The organism is Agrobacterium sp. NPDC090283 (assembly GCF_044769685.1).
GTDB lineage: Bacteria > Pseudomonadota > Alphaproteobacteria > Rhizobiales > Rhizobiaceae > Agrobacterium.
Map to the genome: position 1 here is coordinate 113,331 of NZ_JBIVYG010000013.1, position 17,121 is coordinate 130,451.

Genomic DNA, 17,121 nt, shown 5'->3' on the forward strand with positions numbered 1-17,121 from the left:
GATCATGAGCGACATTCTGAAAAAGATCGAGATTTACAAGCGCGAGGAAATCGCCGCCGCCAAGGCGAAGGTTTCGCTGGCCGATCTGAAGGCCATGGCAGCCGACCAGAGCGCGCCGCGCGGTTTCTACCGGGCGCTTCGGGCAAAGCAGGCCGAAGGCAAGTTCGGACTGATTGCCGAAATCAAGAAGGCCAGCCCCTCCAAGGGCCTGATCCGTCCCGATTTCGATCCGCCGGCGCTGGCCGCCGCCTATGAAGCCGGTGGCGCCGCCTGTCTTTCGGTGCTGACGGATAGCCCGAGCTTTCAGGGCGCTCCGGAATTTCTGACCGCCGCCCGCAATGCCTGCACGCTTCCGGCGCTGCGCAAGGATTTCATGTTCGAGACCTATCAGGTGCATGAGGCCCGTGCCTGGGGCGCGGACTGCATTCTCCTCATCATGGCGTCGCTTTCCGACGACGAGGCAAAACGCCTCGAAGACGAGGCTTTCGCGCTCGGCATGGATGTCCTGGTGGAAGTGCATGATGCGGAAGAAACCGAACGGGCGCTGAAGCTCGCCTCGCCGCTTCTCGGCATCAACAACCGCAACCTGCGCACCTTCGAGGTCGGCCTCGAAACCAGCGAGAAACTGGCGGGCCTTGTGCCGGCCGAAAAACTGCTGGTCGGCGAAAGCGGCATCTTCACCTTCGCGGATTGCCAGCGTCTCGAAAAAAGCGGCATCAGCACCTTCCTCGTCGGCGAGAGCCTGATGCGCAAGGACGATGTGACGGCGGCGACCAAAGCGCTGCTGACCGGCCAGTCCGGCATTCTGGCCGCGGAATAAGGCTCCGATGAGCGAGGCGGGAAAGCTCACCCATATCGATGCCGGCGGCGAGGCGCATATGGTCGATGTCGGCGACAAGGCCGAGACCGTCCGCGTGGCCGTCGCCGAAGGCTTCGTGAAGATGAAGCCGGAAACGCTGGCGCTCATCCGCGAAGGCAATGCCAAGAAGGGCGATGTTATCGGCACCGCCCGTCTGGCCGGCATCATGGCCGCCAAGCAGACGGCAAACCTCATCCCGCTGTGCCACCCGCTGATGCTGACCAAGGTGGCGGTGGACATTACCGAAGACGCCGCCCTGCCCGGCCTGCGGGTCGAGGCCATGGTGAAACTGTCCGGCAAGACCGGCGTGGAGATGGAAGCGCTGACCGCCGTATCCATCACCTGCCTGACGATCTATGACATGGCGAAAGCCGCCGACAAGGCGATGGAAATCGTCAATATCCGCCTTCTTGAAAAGAGCGGCGGCAAATCCGGCGATTTCAAAGCCGGCAACATCGGGCGACAGGAGACTTGAATGAAACCGCTGCTGCCCGTGGATGAAGCCATAAGGCGCCTTCTGGAAGCGGCGGTTCCTGTGACGGAAAGCGAGACCCTACCGCTTGCCGAATGTGATGGCCGGGTTCTTTCGGCCGACCTCATCGCACGTCTCACCCAGCCCCCCTTCGATGCCTCGGCCATGGACGGCTATGCGCTGCGCAGCGCCGATGCGACGGAGATCGGCTCGGTCCTCACCGTCATCGGCCAGGCCGCCGCCGGCCATGCCTTTTCCGGCACGGTGGGTGAAGGACAGGCCGTGCGCATCTTCACCGGCGCGCCCGTGCCGCAGGGCGCGGATACGATTCTCATCCAGGAAGATGCCGAAGTGCTGGAGGGCGGAAAAATCCGCACCGCCTTCGACGTCACCGCCGGGCGACATATCCGCCCGCGCGGACAGGATTTTACCGAAGGCGAAACGGCTCTCAAGGCCGGGCGGGAACTCGGTTTCACCGATCTGACGCTGGCGGCGGCGATGAACCATGCCGCGCTCACCGTCTATCGCAGGCCGCGCATCGCCATTCTCGCCACCGGCGATGAGTTGCTGCCGCCGGGAAGCGCACCGCAGCCGGCCCAGATCATCGCTTCCAACACCTTCGGCGTCGCAGCCCTCGCCCGCCAGGCGGGTGCCGATGTTCTCGATCTCGGCATCATCGCCGATGACGACGGGCTGATCCGCGCCGCCATCGGCAAGGCCGTGACGGCGAAGGTCGACGTGCTGGTGACGCTCGGCGGCGCCTCCGTCGGCGACCACGACCTCGTGCAGGCCGCGTTGAAGGCAGAGGGCATGCAGCTCGATTTCTGGCGCATCGCCATGCGTCCTGGAAAACCGCTGATGGTCGGCGCCATCGGTGCCATGCAGGTTCTGGGCCTGCCCGGAAACCCGGTTGCCAGCCTCGTCTGCGGCCTGCTGTTCCTCGAACCGCTGATCCGCAGCATCGCCCGCCGCGGCCCCCTGCAACGCACGGCGACGGCCCGCACGGCCACGCCGCTGAAAGCAAATGATCACCGGCAGGATTATCTGCGCGCCCGTTTCAGCACGGACGAAAACGGCCTGCTGGTGGCGGAAGCCCATGCCAAGCAGGATTCATCGATGATGAAGATATTGGCCCATTCCGATGGCCTGATCGTGCGCCCGCCAAATGCGCCGGCAGCGGCGGCCGGAACGGAATGCCCGGTCATCAGGCTGAAATCCTGACACGCAGACGATACGGCCGCAATCGTGACCGGCAGCATAACCGGGCTCTTCCCAAACCTTACCGAATGGTTGCCGCGCCGTCGCAAACGGCACTGCCGCATCCCGTCTCGCATGGGAACCGCAGATAAGACTGTAACATTTCTGTATCCTGACACGAATGACCAAAAAAAGCCGCCTATAGGCGGGATCTGCACAAACTCAAAAATCGTCACCCCCTTCGGCCCGGGGAATATTTCTCCATAATGTTGTGCCAAAATAAATCACACGAATCCCTTTATTGGGATTGACAGAATAAATGCGATGCTGTCACCAAGGCAAACAGTAGAGTGAAAAAGTTCCGGAATTCTTCAAAATGAAAATTACTTATATTTATCAATTAAATAAAATAAAAAGCAGCGAAAATGAAGTTTCCGGCAACAAAAATTAGTTTCCCATAAATTAAGCTTTCCAAAACGAGCTTCATAATAATAATCATAGTCGATAAGCAGACTCACTGGAGTTTCTTGATGAACACGGCATCCACGCCCAAAACCACGGGGCCCGACATTGCCGGGCAGATTGCCTATGCCATGCGGAGCATGGGTGTTTCGCCGATCCCGCGTAACTACAGCCTGTTTTACGAAGCCTATATCGGTTCGAACCCAGCCCTGACCAAGGATCTGGCCGCGCTCGGAAGCCGGGTCACGCAGGAGGATCTGGACGAACTCTCCTCGCGTTACGGGGAAGGCAATCCCGCCCGGTCGATCGACGACGCGCATGAGAAGCTGCGGCGCGAACTGGAGGGCCTTCTGGGCACGCTGAGGCGCGAACAATCCTCCATCGAGAACTACAACAGGATTCTCGGCGAGACCCGCCAGCGCATCGATGACAAGAACGCCGCCAGCAGCAATATTCTGAGAAATGCGATTTCGCTGCTGGCCGAGGCCACCGGCTCGAAAATCATCGACGGCGAAAAGACCTTCAACGATGTCAACCGCCATGCCGAGGAAATGCATCAGGTGCGCCTGGAGCTGGATGAGTACAAGCGCATCGCCAATACCGACTCGCTGACGCGCCTGTCCAACCGGCGTGCCTTCGACGACCGGCTCGCATCCGTTTATGACAGCTCCATCGGCCTGCAATATACCGCGCTCGTCCTGCTCGATATCGATCACTTCAAGCGGATCAACGACACTTTCGGCCATCCGGTCGGCGACAAGATTCTCGCCACCGTCGCCTCGGTCATTCGCGCCAATGTCCGCAAGGATGGTTTCGTCGCCAGAAGCGGCGGCGAGGAATTCGCCATCATTCTGGATGGCAATACGCCGGAAGAGGTGATGGTGATGTGCGAACGCATCCGCCTGTCGCTGGAAAGCACGCCCTTCCGCAATTCGAGGTCGGGCGCCGATTACGGCACGGTGACGATCTCCATCGGCTTCGCCTCCGCCGCCCAGGCCACCAACCCGAGCGAGCTTTACGGCCATGCCGATACCGCGCTCTACCATGCCAAGGAAACCGGCCGGAACCGCACCGTCTATTACGAGGACGGCATGCAGAAGAACTATACCGGCAAGAACTGGTTGATTTATCGGACGTGAAGCAAATTGCGCCAATTTGGGGCATTAAAAACACGGCGCTCTCCCCACCCTCATTCCTGTGCTTGTCACAGGAATCCAGCCAGCCCAAGTCCTTGGGCTGAAAGGATTCTCCCGCCGCGCAGACGCGCGTCGGCTGGATTCCTGTGACAAGCACAGGAATGAGGGCGGAAGGGGGAAGCCTCACCACATGGTCTTCGCCGCCCGCGCCGCCCATTCGCGGTCGTAGGTCTCCTGATCGAACTCCGCCTTCGCCGCCTTGAGCAGAAGGCCGGGTGTCGGAAGCGACGCAGGGTCGACGAAATTATCGGGGTTCCACAGTTCCGAGCGCATCAGCGCCCGGGCGCACTGGAAATAAACTTCGTCGATCGTCACCACGGTGACCGTGCGCGGATGTTTGCCATCCATCTCGAAGCTTTGCAGCAGACCGGGATCGACGGAGACCACGGCGCGGCCATTGATGCGCATCGTCGTATTCGAGCCGGGGATCAGGAACATCAGCGCCACGCGCGGATCGCGCACGATGTTCAGAAGCGAATCCACGCGGTTATTGCCGCGCCAGTCCGGCAGAAGCACCGTCCTGTCATCCGCCACGCGGACAACGCCGCCCTTGTCGCCGCGCGGCGAACAGTCCATGCCTTCCGGCCCGACCGTCGCCAGCGCCAGAAAGGGCGAAGTCTCGATCATCAGCCGGTATTCGGCCGTCAGCGTGGCCGTCACCTTGGCGATCGATGCCTCGCTCGTGCCGTCATAGATGGCCTTCAATTCCTCAACCGTGCGAATGATCGTCATGTCCGCTCCTGTCCCTACGAATTCCCTCTGCCGCCATCGACGGACCGGGGCGTCCTACTCCTCTGCCGCTTCGGCCTTTTCCCGCTCTGCCCGCTCACGCGCGGTGCGCGCGGCAACGAGATCGGCCGGCTGGGCGTTGCCGCGGATCAGCGAACGGCCGGCATAGATGCCGCCGACGACTTCCATGGCGAAACGTTCCTCGTCGCGGTCGCGGAATTCCTCCACCAGACGGGCGGCGTCTTCCCGCTCCTCACCCATGGCGCCCAACACTTCCTCGCTGAAATTCAGCGCCGATTCCAGCGTCTCGCGGATCTGGTAATCGACGCCCGCCTTGAGCAGATCGATGGCATGGCCACGGTCGTAAGCGCGGGCAAGGACGGGCACCAGCGGGAATTCGTGCTTGACGATCTCCGCGATCCTGACGGCCGCTTCCTTGTCGTCAACGCAGATCAGCACCGCCCGCGCCGTGCTGGCACCGGCGGCATGCAGGATTTCCGCCCGCGAGCCATCGCCATAATAGACCTTGAAACCGAATTCCGCCGCATCGCGCACGAAGTCGGCATCCTTGTCGATCAGCGACAGCGTGTAGCCCCGCGCCAGAAGCGGCTGGCTGACGATCTGGCCGAAACGGCCGAAGCCGATCAGCAGAATGCTGCCCTCGACATTTTCGGGCACATCGAGATCGTCGGTATTGGGAATCGCCGCCGGCACCAGCCGGTCATGCAGGATCACCATCAGCGGAGTCAGCACCATGGAGATGATGATGGTCGCCGTCAGGATTGCGTTCGCCTCCCGGTCGAGAATACCGGCGCTGACGGCGGCCGAATAGAGCACGAAGGCGAATTCGCCGCCCTGCGCCATCAGCACCGCCCGTTCCAGGCTTTCACGCCGGGTGGTGCCGAGCGCCCGGGCCACGCCATAGATCAGGAAGGCCTTGAGCAGCATGTAACCCGCGACGCTGATGACCACGAGCTGCCAGTTGGAGGCGATGACGGCAAGATCGATCGCCATGCCGACACCAAGGAAAAACAGGCCGAGCAGAATGCCGCGAAACGGCTCGATATCCGCTTCCAGCTGATGGCGGAAGGAGGATTCCGACAAAAGCACGCCGGCGAGAAACGCCCCCATGGCCATGGAAAGGCCGCTGACCTGCATCAGCAGCGCCGAACCCAGCACCACCAGCAGCGCTGCGGCCGTCATCACCTCCCGCGCGCCGGAAGCCGCGAGCAGGCGAAAGAACGGGTTGAGAAGATAACGCCCGGCAAGGATGAGCGCACCGACGGCGGCAAGCGCAATGCCGACGGAAGCCCAGCGCTCCGACGCCGTAACGTGTTCGCCGCCCGAACCGAGGAAAGCGACAAGCGCCAGCAGCGGCACGATGGCCAGATCCTCGAACAGCAGGATGGCGATGATGCGCTGGCCTTTCAGGCTCGACATGCTGTTGCGCTCCTGCAGCATCTGCATGACGATCGCCGTCGAGGTCAGCACGAAGCCGGTGCCGGCGACGAAGGACATGATGACGGGAAAGCCGAGGCCGACCCCGATCAATGTCAGGCCCGCCATGCAGACCAGCACCTGCAGCGCACCCAGCCCGAAAATATCCTGCCGCATCGACCATAGCCGCGACGGCTGCATTTCAAGGCCGATGATGAACAGGAACATCACCACGCCGAGTTCCGCTATATGCAGAATGGCCTGCGAATCGGAGAAAAAACCGAGCCCGTAAGGCCCGATGACAAGGCCGGCGGCCAGATAGCCGAGCACCGAGCCGAGGCCGATGCGCTTGAAGATGGGCGCGGCGACAACGCCCGCCGCCAAAAGCACGACCACCTGGGCCAGATCATTTCCGTTCGCTTCTACAGCCACACGCCACCCCGTTTAAATAGTGAGACAGGAGCTTTGCCCTCGTCTGATTATCGGCAACGCGCAAGAACATTTCCTCCGTCATGCCGGACTTGATCCGGCATCCAGCCACGGCGCGTCTGCGCCGTGAAAGGACTCTCCCGCGATCAAGGACTTGATCGCGCTGGACCCCGGATCAAGTCCGGGGTGACGAAGCGCGGATGCAACAACGTTGCCAAACGCACCAGTTCTTCAACCCCTTTGCCGTCATTCTCACGAGGGCGCCTCCCTCGGTGTTTTCTCTACCGGTATCGCGGTTCCCTGCTCAAGCCCTTTTCGGCGAGCTGCCGCTCATAATCCGCAAACAGCGCATCGCCGGTCTCGCCCAGTTCCTTCAGATATTTCCAGGTGAAGATACCGCTATCGTGGCCATCGTCGAAAACGATGCGCACCGCGTAATTGCCGGTGGCGACCATGGAACGGATGGTAACATCGCGCTTGCCGGGCACCGTGACCTTTTGTCCCGGCCCATGGCCCTGCACCTCGGCCGAGGGCGAAAGCACGCGCAGCATCTCGGCCTGAAGGCGGTAAACGCTTCCATCATCGAAGGAAACGGTCAATTCGCGCCGGTCTTTCGACACAAGCAGCTCGGTTGGCCAGGCATCACTCATTTTTCACTTCCGCAAGCTCGTCATATGCGTCAAAATTACGGACTTGCCTCACGATAGGCAAGCCACTACATCACCTGATAGAGCACACATTCGGCGTGTGTGCCCGGCGCAAGGCGCAATGAGGATGGAGACGTGAACGGTTTCCCCGGCTCGCTTGAAAAGGCGAAAACCCTGACGGAAAACAGCACACCGATGGTGGACCCTTTCGGCCGCGCCATCACCTATCTGCGCGTTTCCGTCACCGACCGCTGCGATTTCCGCTGTACCTATTGCATGTCCGAACACATGACCTTCCTGCCGAAGAAGGACCTTCTGACGCTCGAAGAACTCGACCGGCTCTGTTCCGTCTTCATAACGCGCGGCGTGCGCAAGCTGAGGCTGACCGGCGGCGAGCCGCTGGTGCGCAAGAACATCATGTCGCTGGTACGGAACCTCGGCCGGCATGTACGCACGGGCGCACTCACCGAACTGACGCTGACCACCAACGGTTCCCAGCTTGCGAAATTCGCCGCGGAACTCGCCGATTGCGGCGTGCGCCGCATCAATGTTTCGCTCGATACGCTCGACCGCGATAAATTCCGCCATATCACCCGCTGGGGCGATATCGACCGTGTCATGGAAGGTCTGGACGCCGCGCAGGCCGCCGGCATCAAGATCAAGCTCAACGCCGTGGCGCTGAAGGACTTCAACGACGCGGAAATTCCCGATCTCATGCGTTTTGCCCACGGTCGCGGCATGGACCTGACGGTCATCGAAACCATGCCGATGGGCGAGATCGAGGAAGACCGCACCGACCGCTACCTGCCGCTTTCGAAACTGCGCGCCGATCTCGAACAGAGCTTCACGCTCATCGACAGCGATTACCAGACCGGCGGCCCCGCCCGTTACGTGACGGTGAAGGAAACCGGCGGCCGGCTGGGCTTCATCACGCCGATGACCCATAATTTCTGCGAAAGCTGCAACCGCGTCCGCCTCACCTGCACCGGCACGCTTTATATGTGCCTCGGCCAGGATGACGCCGCCGATCTGCGCACGGCGCTGCGCGCCTCCGACAGCGACGCCTATCTTTCCAGCGCCATCGATGAAGCCCTTCTGCGCAAGCCGAAGGGGCATGATTTCATCATCGACCGCACCCACAACCGCCCCGCCGTCTCCCGTCATATGAGCGTGACCGGCGGCTGAGCGACCGCTGAAACTGTTTCTCGTCCACCCACCCATATAAACGGTTGAAATGCCGGCTGTGCCGTGCCACGTCTCTTTACATGGAGGAATGCGTGGTCACGCCGGAAAGGCGGCCCAGATCGCCCCGAAAGGGCGGTGGGGAGAGCCGCGCATGGTCTGGGATATTTGGGAATGGCATTGACGGACAATACGCGCGGCGCCCTGTTCATGGCGCTCGCCATGGCAAGCTTCACGGCCAATGACGCCCTGACGAAATCCGTCACCCCTTACATCAACACCGGCCAGATCATGTTCGTTCGCGGCATCATGACGGTGGTGCTGATCTACATCGCCGCCCGCCATTTCGGCGCGCTCCGGCCGCTCAAAACCCTGCTGCGCCCCATCATCATCCTGCGCTGTCTCTGCGAGGTGACTGCCGCAGTACTCTATCTGACGGCGCTCGGCCTCATCGAATTTTCCAATGCCTCGGCCATATTGCAGTCCCTGCCCCTGGTGGTGACGCTGGGTGCGGCGCTGTTTTTGCGTGAACCGGTGGGCTGGCGGCGCTGGGTGGCGATCATCGTCGGTTTCATCGGCGTGCTGGTCATCATCAGGCCGGGCCCTGAAGGCTTCACGCCGGGTGCGCTTCTGGTCGTCGCATCGCTTGCCGTCACCGCCGCGCGCGATCTGCTGACCCGGAAAATGTATGCCGATGTCCCCTCGCTCGCCATCACCGTCATCACCGCCTTCGTCAACATGGCGGTGGGCGGCCTGTTGATCGTGCCCTTTGGCGGCTGGCAACCGATGAACTTCATGATCGTGTCGCATCTGGCCGCTTCGGCCATTCTGGTGCTGGTCGGTTATCAAGCGATCATCCTGTCGATGAGAACAGGCGAAATCTCCTTCGTCGCGCCGTTCCGTTATACCGGCCTGCTCTGGGGTTTCATGATCGGCGTGTTTTTCTTCAACGAAAAGATCGACAATTACACCATCATCGGCGCCATGATCGTCATCGGTTCGGGCCTTTATACCTTCTATCGCGAAAGCCTTCGCAAGCGCTCGCAGATGGCCAAGCGCGCCGCCGCCACACCCACCGCGGCGACCACGGTGCGGCCGGCTTCCGTAACGAAAACTGCCGTTACGGAAGAGGCGGGAGAATGACATGAACAGCGGCCGTTTTCTGGACAGAACCACCCCGCCCCACATCATCACGCTGGTCGTCATCGCCGGCGTCGCGGCGCTGTGCATGAATGTGTTCCTGCCTTCGCTTGCGGCCATGGCGATCTACTTCGAGACCGACTACGCGGTGATGCAATTTGCCGTTTCGGGTTATCTCGCCGCCACCGCCTGTCTGCAGCTCATCATCGGTCCGCTCTCCGATCTCTTCGGTCGTCGGCCCGTCATGCTCGCCAGCATCGCCATCATGATCGTCGCAACGCTCGTCTGCATGCTGGCCCCCAACATCACCGTTTTCATGATCGGGCGCGTCGCGCAGGCCGCCGTCGTTTCCGGTTTCGTGCTGGCGCGCGCCATCGTGCGCGACATGGTGCCGATGGAACAGGCCGCCTCGATGATCGGCTACGTCACCATGGGCATGTCCGTGGTACCGATGGTCGGCCCGACGGTTGGCGGCCTGCTCAACGATATTTCCGGCTGGCAGTCGAGCTTTGCCCTTCTTTCCCTGCTCGGCGTCGGCATTCTGGTGCTCGCCTGGTTCGATCTCGGCGAAACCAACCACAATAAATCGGCAAGCTTTTCGCAGCAGTTTCACGCCTGGCCGGAACTTCTGCGTTCGCCGCTCTTCTGGGGTTACGCGCTGACCTCGACCTTCTCGTCAGGCATGTTCTTCTCCTTCCTCGGCGGCGCGCCCTTTGTCGGTAGCGTCATCTATGGGCTTGCGCCGGCCATGCTCGGCCTGCAATTCTTCTTCATGGCCAGCGGTTACATGCTCGGCAACTTCATCTCCGGCCGTTATGCCAGCGAAATCGGCATCACCCGCATGATGCTGTCGGGCAATGTCATCGCCATTGCCGGCATTGCCACGACCATGGTGCTGATCTCCGCCGGGGCGGAAAGCGCCTATGCGTTTTTCGTGCCGCTCGCCCTGATCGGCGTCGGCAACGGCGTGACACTGCCAAGCGCCAATGCCGGCATGGTCAGCGTGCAGCCGCATCTGGCCGGTTCCGCCTCCGGCCTCGGCGGCGCGATGACCATCGGCGGCGGCGCGGCACTCTCGGTGCTCGCCTCCTCGGTCCTGTCCAGGGAGGACGGAACCTGGCCGCTTCTTCTGGTGATGCTGGCGACCGGCCTTGTCGCCCTCCTCACCACCTATATCGTAAGGCTGCAGGAAAAGCGGGAATGACTGTCCCTCTTGAAATACCCGGTCTCGTGCTCGCCGGCGGGCTTTCGCGGCGCATGGGCAGCAACAAGGCGATGGTGCAATTGGGCGATGCACCCCTCATCTCCCATGTCATCAGCCGCATCACGCCGCAGGTCTCAGATGTCACCATCAATGCGGCCATCCATGGGGATAATGGCTGGGCGGAAAGTTTCGGCCTGCCGTTGCTGCCCGATACGCTGAACGGCCATGCCGGGCCGCTCGCGGGTATTCTGGCCGGCATGCGCCATTTCCAGCATCGTGAGGGCGCGGTCAGTCACTTCCTGACCGCGCCCGCCGACAGCCCGTTTTTCCCTGACGATCTGGTGGCCCGGCTCTGCGAGCACGTATCGGACAATGCGATCGTCATCGCCGCCTCCAGCGGCCAGCTTCATCCGGTTTTTGCGCTATGGCCAGTGGCGCTTGCCGATGATCTCGAGGACTGGCTGAAGAACGATGCGAACCGGCGCATACGCGCCTATCTCGCCCGCCATGTTACCATCGGCGTGGCCTTCCCGCCGCTGGAAACGGCAAAGGGCAGCCTCGATCCGTTCTTCAACATCAATACGCCGGATGAACTGGCGCTGGCGCGCAGCTATCTGGAGAACATCGGATCATGACGGCACAAAAGGTCTTCGGCATCGCCGGCTGGAAAAACTCGGGCAAGACGGGCCTCGCAGTCAGCATCGTCACCGAGCTGACCGCGCGCGGCTACCGCGTCTCCACCATCAAGCACGCCCATCATGATTTCGATATCGACAAGGTCGGCGCGGATAGCTGGCGCCACCGCCAGGCCGGCGCACATGAGGTCACCATCGTTTCCGGCACCCGCTTTGCCATCATGCATGAATTGCGCGGCGAACCGGAGCCCTCCTTCGAGGATATTCTCGCCCGCCTCGCGCCGTGCGATCTGGTGCTGATCGAAGGTTACAAATACGAGCCGGTGCCGAAGATCGAAGCACGCCGGCTGGAAGCGGCGAAAACCGAACCGCTTGCGCCGCTCGATCCGCATATCATCGCCATTGCCGCAGATCATGCGGTAACGGACACGACCCTCCCCGTTTTTAATCTCGATGATACCGCGACGATTGCCGATTTCATCGAGAAAACGGTGGGGCTGGTGAGGCAGTAGCGACGTTTCCGCCGCCGCCGCCCTCCGTCATCCTCGGGCTTGACCCGAGGATCCACAACTCAGCGCATCCATGGATCCTCGGGTCGAGCCCGAGGATGACGTCGAGTGTGTAGAGACGCTCGTCATCACCCCCCAAAATGAAAAAGCCAGGCTCTTCACCCGGCTTCATCATTCCTTGAGACGCAATACCTATTCAAGGAAACTGGAGGGGTTCACCGGTGTCGCATCCTTGCGAACTTCGAAGTGAACCTGCGGACGCTTGGCGCTGCCGGTCATGCCAGAGGTGGCGATGGTCTGGCCGCGCTGCACCTTCTGGCCGCGCTGCACGTCGAGATTGGCGGCGTTGCCGTAAACGGTGACCTTGCCGTCGTCGTGACGGACGAGAACCGTGTTGCCGAGCTGCTTCAGGCCGTTGCCGGCATAGATGACCACGCCGTTTTCAGCGGCCTTGATCGGCGTACCCTCGGGAACGGAGATGTTGATGCCGTCATTGCGGCTGCCTTCAACATTGTCGCCGAAATTGTTGATGACCGCGCCGCGAACCGGCCAGCGATATTTGCCGATGCCGGTGGATTCCGGTGCGACGGAGGCCATGTCGGCTTTCTTCTCGATGTCGCTGACGCTGGCGGTCGCCGGCGTGGCGGGCGCAGTCGGAGCGGCGGCGGCAGCCGGGGCCTTGTATGGCTCGGGCTTGGCGGACGCGGTTTCGACCGGCTTGGTCGCTTCCTTGGCGGGAACGGAAGCCGTCTTGATGGCATCCGTCGAAGCGCCCGGCATGGCAAGCGTCTGGCCGACACGAATGTTTTCGTTGGAAATGCCGTTGGCGGCCTTGAGTGCGGCAACCGAGACGCCGTTTTCACGGGCGATCTTCGCCAGGCTGTCACCCGGCTGAACCTTGTAGCCACCGGTTGGCGGCAGCGGCTTGCCACCGGGAGGCGTCAGCTTGCCGGCTTCGGACGAAACCTTGTCACGGGCGGCGGCCTGCGACGGCAGCACGGCCACATTGCCTTCGGGGCTACGCAGCGGTGTCGGCTGGTCGCCATTGCGATTGAGCGCGATATCGCCGGCGGCATCCTTGGCGGCATTGCGGACCTGACCGAACTTCGGAATGAGGATCGACTGGCCGGCCTGCGCCGAGGATGCGGTCTTCAGACCGTTGACGCGCAGCAGCTCCTTCTCCGGAACACCGTAGCGGTTGGAGAGCGTCGCGATGCTTTCGCCGGGACGCAGGGTCACGGAGGACGCGCCATCGGTGTGCCAGCCGTTCTTGTCGGAACGCACGGTCGCGGTGGTCAGATTGTCGGCGACGGGAGCGGCAGCCTGCGGGGCGGGTGCGGCGAGAGACGGCGCGACCTTGGGCTGAGCGGACGGGAAAGGCTGGGCCATGGCTTCGTTGCGGGTCGACGGATCGCGGCTTGCCACCGCCGTCGGCGCCGACAGCTCGGAACGCTGCACCGGGGAGGCCGAAGCCGAGCGGGCCGTGGAAGGCTGAACGCCGCCATAACCACCCGATTGCGGGTAGGAATTGCCCGCCATGTTCTGGTTGGCATAACCGCCCTGCGGCGCGGCAGAGGCGTAACCGCCATTCATGTCGCCCTGCGGAACCGGGGCCTGCCCGTAAGCACCGCCGCCCTGACGGGCAGGAATTGACGCCGTGGTCATCTGATCCGGTCCACTGGAAAAGAGGCCGCTGAACCGCGTTGCATCCGAGCTACAGCCCGTTGCGACGCTTGCCAGCAATGCCGCTGCGAACATTTTTGCGACTGATTTTCCGATTTTAGACGAATGTCTCATACGCATGACTCGATCTACACTGACGCCAACCCGCCGCATCGAGACCGATCCGGCACAAATTTCACTTCTTGCAAGGCCCATTTCCCGAGGTGGGGAAAACCATGCGTCGATGTTTATGATTAAAGCGCGTTAGTGTTACCACGCCGTTAAAACGTTAAGCCGTTTGGCGCTTTTTTGACACTTCGATAACCATGACGAAAACCGAATGCGTCATGTTGGAACAATAATGATATTGAAAATCAGTTAGTTGCGTAAATTCAGAACATTAGAAAACAAAAATGAATTGCCTTCAAAATTTTCATTTCGTCACAAATGCCGGGCAATATGGGTGCTGAGCGGCAAATAAGGCGCCTCGAACAGCTCTTCCTTTTCGAAGCGGCTGCCGGTCTTGGAGAAGCGCGTCATCACGCAACGATCACCCTCAACGATGATCGGTGCGATCATCATGCCGCCCGAGACGATCTGCTCTGCAAAGAAGCGCGGCATGGTGGTGAAGGCGGCTGTGGAGACGATGCGGTCAAAGGTGCCCTCGCCCACCAGACCGTTGCTGCCATCCGCCTGACGGATGACCACATTGCGGATGGAGAGATCGTCGAGACAGTTCTGCGCCTGCTGCACCAGCGTCTTGTAACGCTCCAGCGAAAAGACGCGCTCCACCCGTCTTGCGATGATCGCGGTCATGAAACCGCTGCCGGTGCCGATTTCCAGCACGCGCTGGCCGGGCTTCAGCTGCAGCCGGGCAAGGATCTTCACCGCCATGTCGGCGCCTTCCATGAAGGCGCCGCAGTCGATCGGGATCGTGCGGCTGGAATAGGCGTCGGCCGTAAATTGCGGCGGCACGAATTTGGAACGCGGCGTCTGCTCGACCGCCGTCAGAAGGTCGAGATCGGAAATCCCCTCACCCCTTAAACGGAGAACGAGGGCGGCAAAACCTTCCTTTTCGACCATTGCGGATTTCAATCGGCGACTCCGAATCCAAGTGCTTGCGCAACCCGATCCTTCACCGTGTAGTCCGTCAGGTCAAGCTTAAGCGGTGTCACGGAAATCTTGCCATGTTTCAAAGCGTGGATATCGGTGCCTTCGCGGAAGGTGCCGAGACGCTCGCCGAAGCGCAGCCAGTAATAGGGAAAACCGCGGCCATCCTGACGCTCTTCCACCGTCAGGCCGAAATCGAGCTTGCCCTGACCGGTCACGGAAACGCCCTGCACATCCTTGGGCGCGCAATTGGGGAAATTGAGATTGAGGAAGGTACCATCAGGCAGTTCCACATTCATCAGCTTGCGCAGAAGGTCCGGCGCATAGGTCTCGGCGACTTCCCACGGCACGACGCGGCCATCGGCATGGCTGAAGGCCTGGCTGAGCGCGAAGGAGCGAACGCCCTGCAGCGTACCTTCGATGGCGCCGGCAATGGTGCCGGAATAGGTCACGTCATCGGCCATGTTGGCGCCGGCATTGACGCCTGACAGCACGAGATCGGGCTTTTCCGGCAGGACCTCGCGAATGCCCATGATGACGCAATCGGTCGGCGTGCCGCGCAGCGCGAAATGCTTGTCGGAAACCTTGCGCAGCCGCAGCGGTTCGGAGAGCGTCAGCGAGTGCGCGAGACCGCTCTGATCTGTCTCCGGCGCGACGATCCAGACATCGTCGGACAGCGTGCGGGCGATACGCTCCAGCACGGCCAGACCTTCGGCGTGGATACCGTCGTCATTCGTCAGCAAAATCCGCATGTTTCTCTCTCCGCTGCTGTGTCCCACTATGAGGACACAATGATTTCTCTCACAGAAGCACCCCCACGACCGTCATTCCGGCCTTGAGCCGGAATCCAGTCGACGCGCGTCTGCGCGGCGGGAAGAGTCTTTTTCAGCCCAAGGACTTGGGCTGGCTGGATTCCGGCTCAAGGCCGGAATGACGGCCGCGTCTTTAACAGACGGACAATCAGGCCGCCTTCTCGATCCGCTTCAGACCGCCCATATAGGGCAGCAGCACGTCCGGAATTGTGACGGAACCGTCGTCGTTCAGATAATTTTCGAGAACCGCGATCAGGCAGCGGCCGACAGCCGTGCCGGAGCCGTTCAGCGTGTGAACGAACTTCGTCGCCTTGTCGTCCTTGCCGCGATAACGCGCATTCATGCGCCGCGCCTGGAAATCGCCGCAGACCGAGCAGGAGGAAATTTCGCGATAGGTGTTCTGGCCGGGCAGCCACACTTCCAGATCGTAGGTCTTGCGGGCGCTGAAGCCCATATCGCCGGTGCAGAGCGTCATGGTGCGGAAATGCAGGCCAAGACGCTTCAGCACTTCCTCGGCACAGGCCGTCATGCGCTCATGTTCGGCGACAGCACTTTCCGCATCGGTGATGGAGACGAGTTCGCACTTCCAGAACTGGTGCTGGCGCAGCATGCCGCGCGTGTCGCGGCCGGCCGAACCCGCTTCCGAACGGAAGGACGGCGTCAGCGCGGTGAAGCGTAGCGGCAGTTTTTCCTGATCGAGAATTTCGCCTGACACGAGGTTGGTCAGCGTCACTTCCGCCGTCGGGATCAGCCAGCGGCCATCGGTGGTCTTGAACAGGTCCTCGGAGAATTTCGGCAATTGGCCGGTGCCGAACATCGCCTCGTCGCGCACCATCAGCGGCGAGGAAACTTCGGTGTAGCCATGTTCAGATGTATGAAGATCGATCATGAACTGGCCGAGCGCCCGCTCAAGACGCGCCAGCTGGCTGGTCAGAACGGTGAAACGCGCACCCGAAAGCTTGGCAGCGCGTTCAAAATCCATATAGCCGAGCGCTTCGCCGATTTCGAAATGCTCCTTCGCCGCGTGGTTCCAGCCGGGCTTCTGACCGACGACGCGGGTGACGGCGTTGTCATGTTCGTCCTTGCCATCGGGCACGTCGTCGAAGGGTATGTTCGGCAAGCGCGACAGCGCGTCGTTGAGCTCGGCGGTGACCTGACGGTCCTCCTCCTCCGCACGCGGCATGTTGTCCTTGAGGTCGGCGACCTCCGCCTTCAGTTTCTCCGCAAGCTCCATGTTCTTCTGCGCCATGGCGGCGCCGATTTCCTTGGAGGCGGCGTTACGACGGGACTGCATGTCCTGCAGGGACTGGATGACGGAACGGCGCTTTTCATCGAGCGCGATCAGGCCGCTGGCGGCAGGCTCAGCGCCACGGCGCGCAAGCGCCGCATCGAAGGCTTCGGGGTTTTCGCGTATCCATTTAATGTCGTGCATCGTCGTT

Annotated in this window: 16 protein-coding genes; 9 read left to right on the forward strand and 7 right to left on the reverse strand. The window is 61.5% G+C overall.

The window, feature by feature from the left end; all coding sequences use genetic code 11:
* Window positions 1–4: 4 nt before the first annotated feature.
* The 4 genes from trpC (at window position 5) to ACIQUH_RS18715 (ending at window position 4,129) form a co-directional block, all read left to right on the forward strand.
* Entirely contained in the window at window positions 5–820 is an 816-nt protein-coding gene (gene trpC, locus ACIQUH_RS18700) for an indole-3-glycerol phosphate synthase TrpC (RefSeq protein WP_400817709.1), read from the forward strand.
* A gap of 7 nt (window positions 821–827) precedes the next feature.
* Window positions 828–1,334, forward strand: a complete 507-nt coding sequence (gene moaC / locus ACIQUH_RS18705) for a cyclic pyranopterin monophosphate synthase MoaC (protein WP_400817710.1) — start codon at window positions 828–830, stop codon at window positions 1,332–1,334.
* Complete coding sequence (gene glp / locus ACIQUH_RS18710) at window positions 1,335–2,552, forward strand: gephyrin-like molybdotransferase Glp (protein ID WP_400817711.1); 1,218 nt, start codon at window positions 1,335–1,337, stop codon at window positions 2,550–2,552.
* A 506-nt stretch (window positions 2,553–3,058) separates the two neighbouring features.
* A complete protein-coding gene (locus ACIQUH_RS18715) occupies window positions 3,059–4,129 on the forward strand; it encodes a GGDEF domain-containing protein (protein ID WP_400817712.1) in 1,071 nt (356 codons plus the stop codon).
* A gap of 180 nt (window positions 4,130–4,309) precedes the next feature.
* On the opposite strand, the gene ACIQUH_RS18720 is transcribed toward ACIQUH_RS18715, so the two are convergent.
* The 3 genes from ACIQUH_RS18720 to ACIQUH_RS18730 form a co-directional block, all read right to left on the reverse strand.
* Window positions 4,310–4,918: a pyridoxamine 5'-phosphate oxidase family protein gene (locus ACIQUH_RS18720; protein WP_400817713.1), complete on the reverse strand. Its 609-nt coding sequence runs from the start codon at window positions 4,916–4,918 to the stop codon at window positions 4,310–4,312.
* Window positions 4,919–4,972: 54 nt separating this feature from the next.
* A complete protein-coding gene (locus tag ACIQUH_RS18725) occupies window positions 4,973–6,784 on the reverse strand; it encodes a monovalent cation:proton antiporter-2 (CPA2) family protein (protein WP_400817714.1) in 1,812 nt (603 codons plus the stop codon).
* A gap of 278 nt (window positions 6,785–7,062) precedes the next feature.
* On the reverse strand, window positions 7,063–7,431 hold the full coding sequence (locus tag ACIQUH_RS18730; RefSeq protein WP_174056866.1) for a gamma-butyrobetaine hydroxylase-like domain-containing protein: 369 nt from the start codon (window positions 7,429–7,431) through the stop codon (window positions 7,063–7,065).
* A 132-nt stretch (window positions 7,432–7,563) separates the two neighbouring features.
* On the opposite strand from ACIQUH_RS18730, the gene moaA reads away from it, so the two are divergent.
* The 5 genes from moaA (at window position 7,564) to mobB (ending at window position 12,101) form a co-directional block, all read left to right on the forward strand.
* Window positions 7,564–8,613, forward strand: coding sequence for a GTP 3',8-cyclase MoaA (moaA, locus tag ACIQUH_RS18735; RefSeq protein ID WP_400817715.1), 1,050 nt, complete (start codon window positions 7,564–7,566; stop codon window positions 8,611–8,613).
* A gap of 171 nt (window positions 8,614–8,784) precedes the next feature.
* Window positions 8,785–9,753 (forward strand): DMT family transporter, encoded by a 969-nt coding sequence (locus ACIQUH_RS18740; RefSeq protein ID WP_400817716.1) that lies wholly within the window; start codon window positions 8,785–8,787, stop codon window positions 9,751–9,753.
* A 1-nt stretch (window position 9,754) separates the two neighbouring features.
* Window positions 9,755–10,954, forward strand: a complete 1,200-nt coding sequence (locus ACIQUH_RS18745; protein ID WP_400817717.1) for a multidrug effflux MFS transporter — start codon at window positions 9,755–9,757, stop codon at window positions 10,952–10,954.
* Complete coding sequence (mobA, locus tag ACIQUH_RS18750; RefSeq protein WP_400817718.1) at window positions 10,951–11,589, forward strand: molybdenum cofactor guanylyltransferase MobA; 639 nt, start codon at window positions 10,951–10,953, stop codon at window positions 11,587–11,589. The genes ACIQUH_RS18745 and mobA overlap by 4 nt, the downstream gene beginning before the upstream one ends.
* Window positions 11,586–12,101, forward strand: a complete 516-nt coding sequence (gene mobB, locus ACIQUH_RS18755; protein ID WP_400817719.1) for a molybdopterin-guanine dinucleotide biosynthesis protein B — start codon at window positions 11,586–11,588, stop codon at window positions 12,099–12,101. The genes mobA and mobB overlap by 4 nt, the downstream gene beginning before the upstream one ends.
* A 189-nt stretch (window positions 12,102–12,290) precedes the next feature.
* On the opposite strand, the gene ACIQUH_RS18760 is transcribed toward mobB, so the two are convergent.
* The 4 genes from ACIQUH_RS18760 to serS form a co-directional block, all read right to left on the reverse strand.
* Window positions 12,291–13,856: a peptidoglycan DD-metalloendopeptidase family protein gene (locus ACIQUH_RS18760; RefSeq protein WP_400817720.1), complete on the reverse strand. Its 1,566-nt coding sequence runs from the start codon at window positions 13,854–13,856 to the stop codon at window positions 12,291–12,293.
* Between the two features lie 345 nt (window positions 13,857–14,201).
* Window positions 14,202–14,855: a protein-L-isoaspartate(D-aspartate) O-methyltransferase gene (locus tag ACIQUH_RS18765; RefSeq protein ID WP_400817721.1), complete on the reverse strand. Its 654-nt coding sequence runs from the start codon at window positions 14,853–14,855 to the stop codon at window positions 14,202–14,204.
* Entirely contained in the window at window positions 14,852–15,622 is a 771-nt protein-coding gene (surE, locus tag ACIQUH_RS18770) for a 5'/3'-nucleotidase SurE (RefSeq protein WP_003522730.1), read from the reverse strand. The genes ACIQUH_RS18765 and surE overlap by 4 nt, the downstream gene beginning before the upstream one ends.
* Window positions 15,623–15,830: 208 nt before the next feature.
* On the reverse strand, window positions 15,831–17,114 hold the full coding sequence (gene serS / locus ACIQUH_RS18775; RefSeq protein WP_400817722.1) for a serine--tRNA ligase: 1,284 nt from the start codon (window positions 17,112–17,114) through the stop codon (window positions 15,831–15,833).
* Window positions 17,115–17,121 lie beyond the last annotated feature (7 nt).

Bases quoted from the DNA above. Each gene is read 5' to 3' on its own strand.
- ACIQUH_RS18730 (WP_174056866.1), bottom strand. From the start codon at position 7,431: ATGAGTGATGCCTGGCCAACCGAGCTGCTTGTGTCGAAAGACCGGCGC.
- ACIQUH_RS18740 (WP_400817716.1), top strand. From the start codon at position 8,785: ATGGCATTGACGGACAATACGCGCGGCGCCCTGTTCATGGCGCTCGCC.
- serS (WP_400817722.1), bottom strand. From the start codon at position 17,114: ATGCACGACATTAAATGGATACGCGAAAACCCCGAAGCCTTCGATGCG.
- surE (WP_003522730.1), bottom strand. From the start codon at position 15,622: ATGCGGATTTTGCTGACGAATGACGACGGTATCCACGCCGAAGGTCTG.
- moaC (WP_400817710.1), top strand. From the start codon at position 828: ATGAGCGAGGCGGGAAAGCTCACCCATATCGATGCCGGCGGCGAGGCG.
- mobA (WP_400817718.1), top strand. From the start codon at position 10,951: ATGACTGTCCCTCTTGAAATACCCGGTCTCGTGCTCGCCGGCGGGCTT.
- glp (WP_400817711.1), top strand. From the start codon at position 1,335: ATGAAACCGCTGCTGCCCGTGGATGAAGCCATAAGGCGCCTTCTGGAA.
- ACIQUH_RS18745 (WP_400817717.1), top strand. From the start codon at position 9,755: ATGAACAGCGGCCGTTTTCTGGACAGAACCACCCCGCCCCACATCATC.
- trpC (WP_400817709.1), top strand. From the start codon at position 5: ATGAGCGACATTCTGAAAAAGATCGAGATTTACAAGCGCGAGGAAATC.
- mobB (WP_400817719.1), top strand. From the start codon at position 11,586: ATGACGGCACAAAAGGTCTTCGGCATCGCCGGCTGGAAAAACTCGGGC.
- ACIQUH_RS18720 (WP_400817713.1), bottom strand. From the start codon at position 4,918: ATGACGATCATTCGCACGGTTGAGGAATTGAAGGCCATCTATGACGGC.
- ACIQUH_RS18715 (WP_400817712.1), top strand. From the start codon at position 3,059: ATGAACACGGCATCCACGCCCAAAACCACGGGGCCCGACATTGCCGGG.
- ACIQUH_RS18760 (WP_400817720.1), bottom strand. From the start codon at position 13,856: ATGTTCGCAGCGGCATTGCTGGCAAGCGTCGCAACGGGCTGTAGCTCG.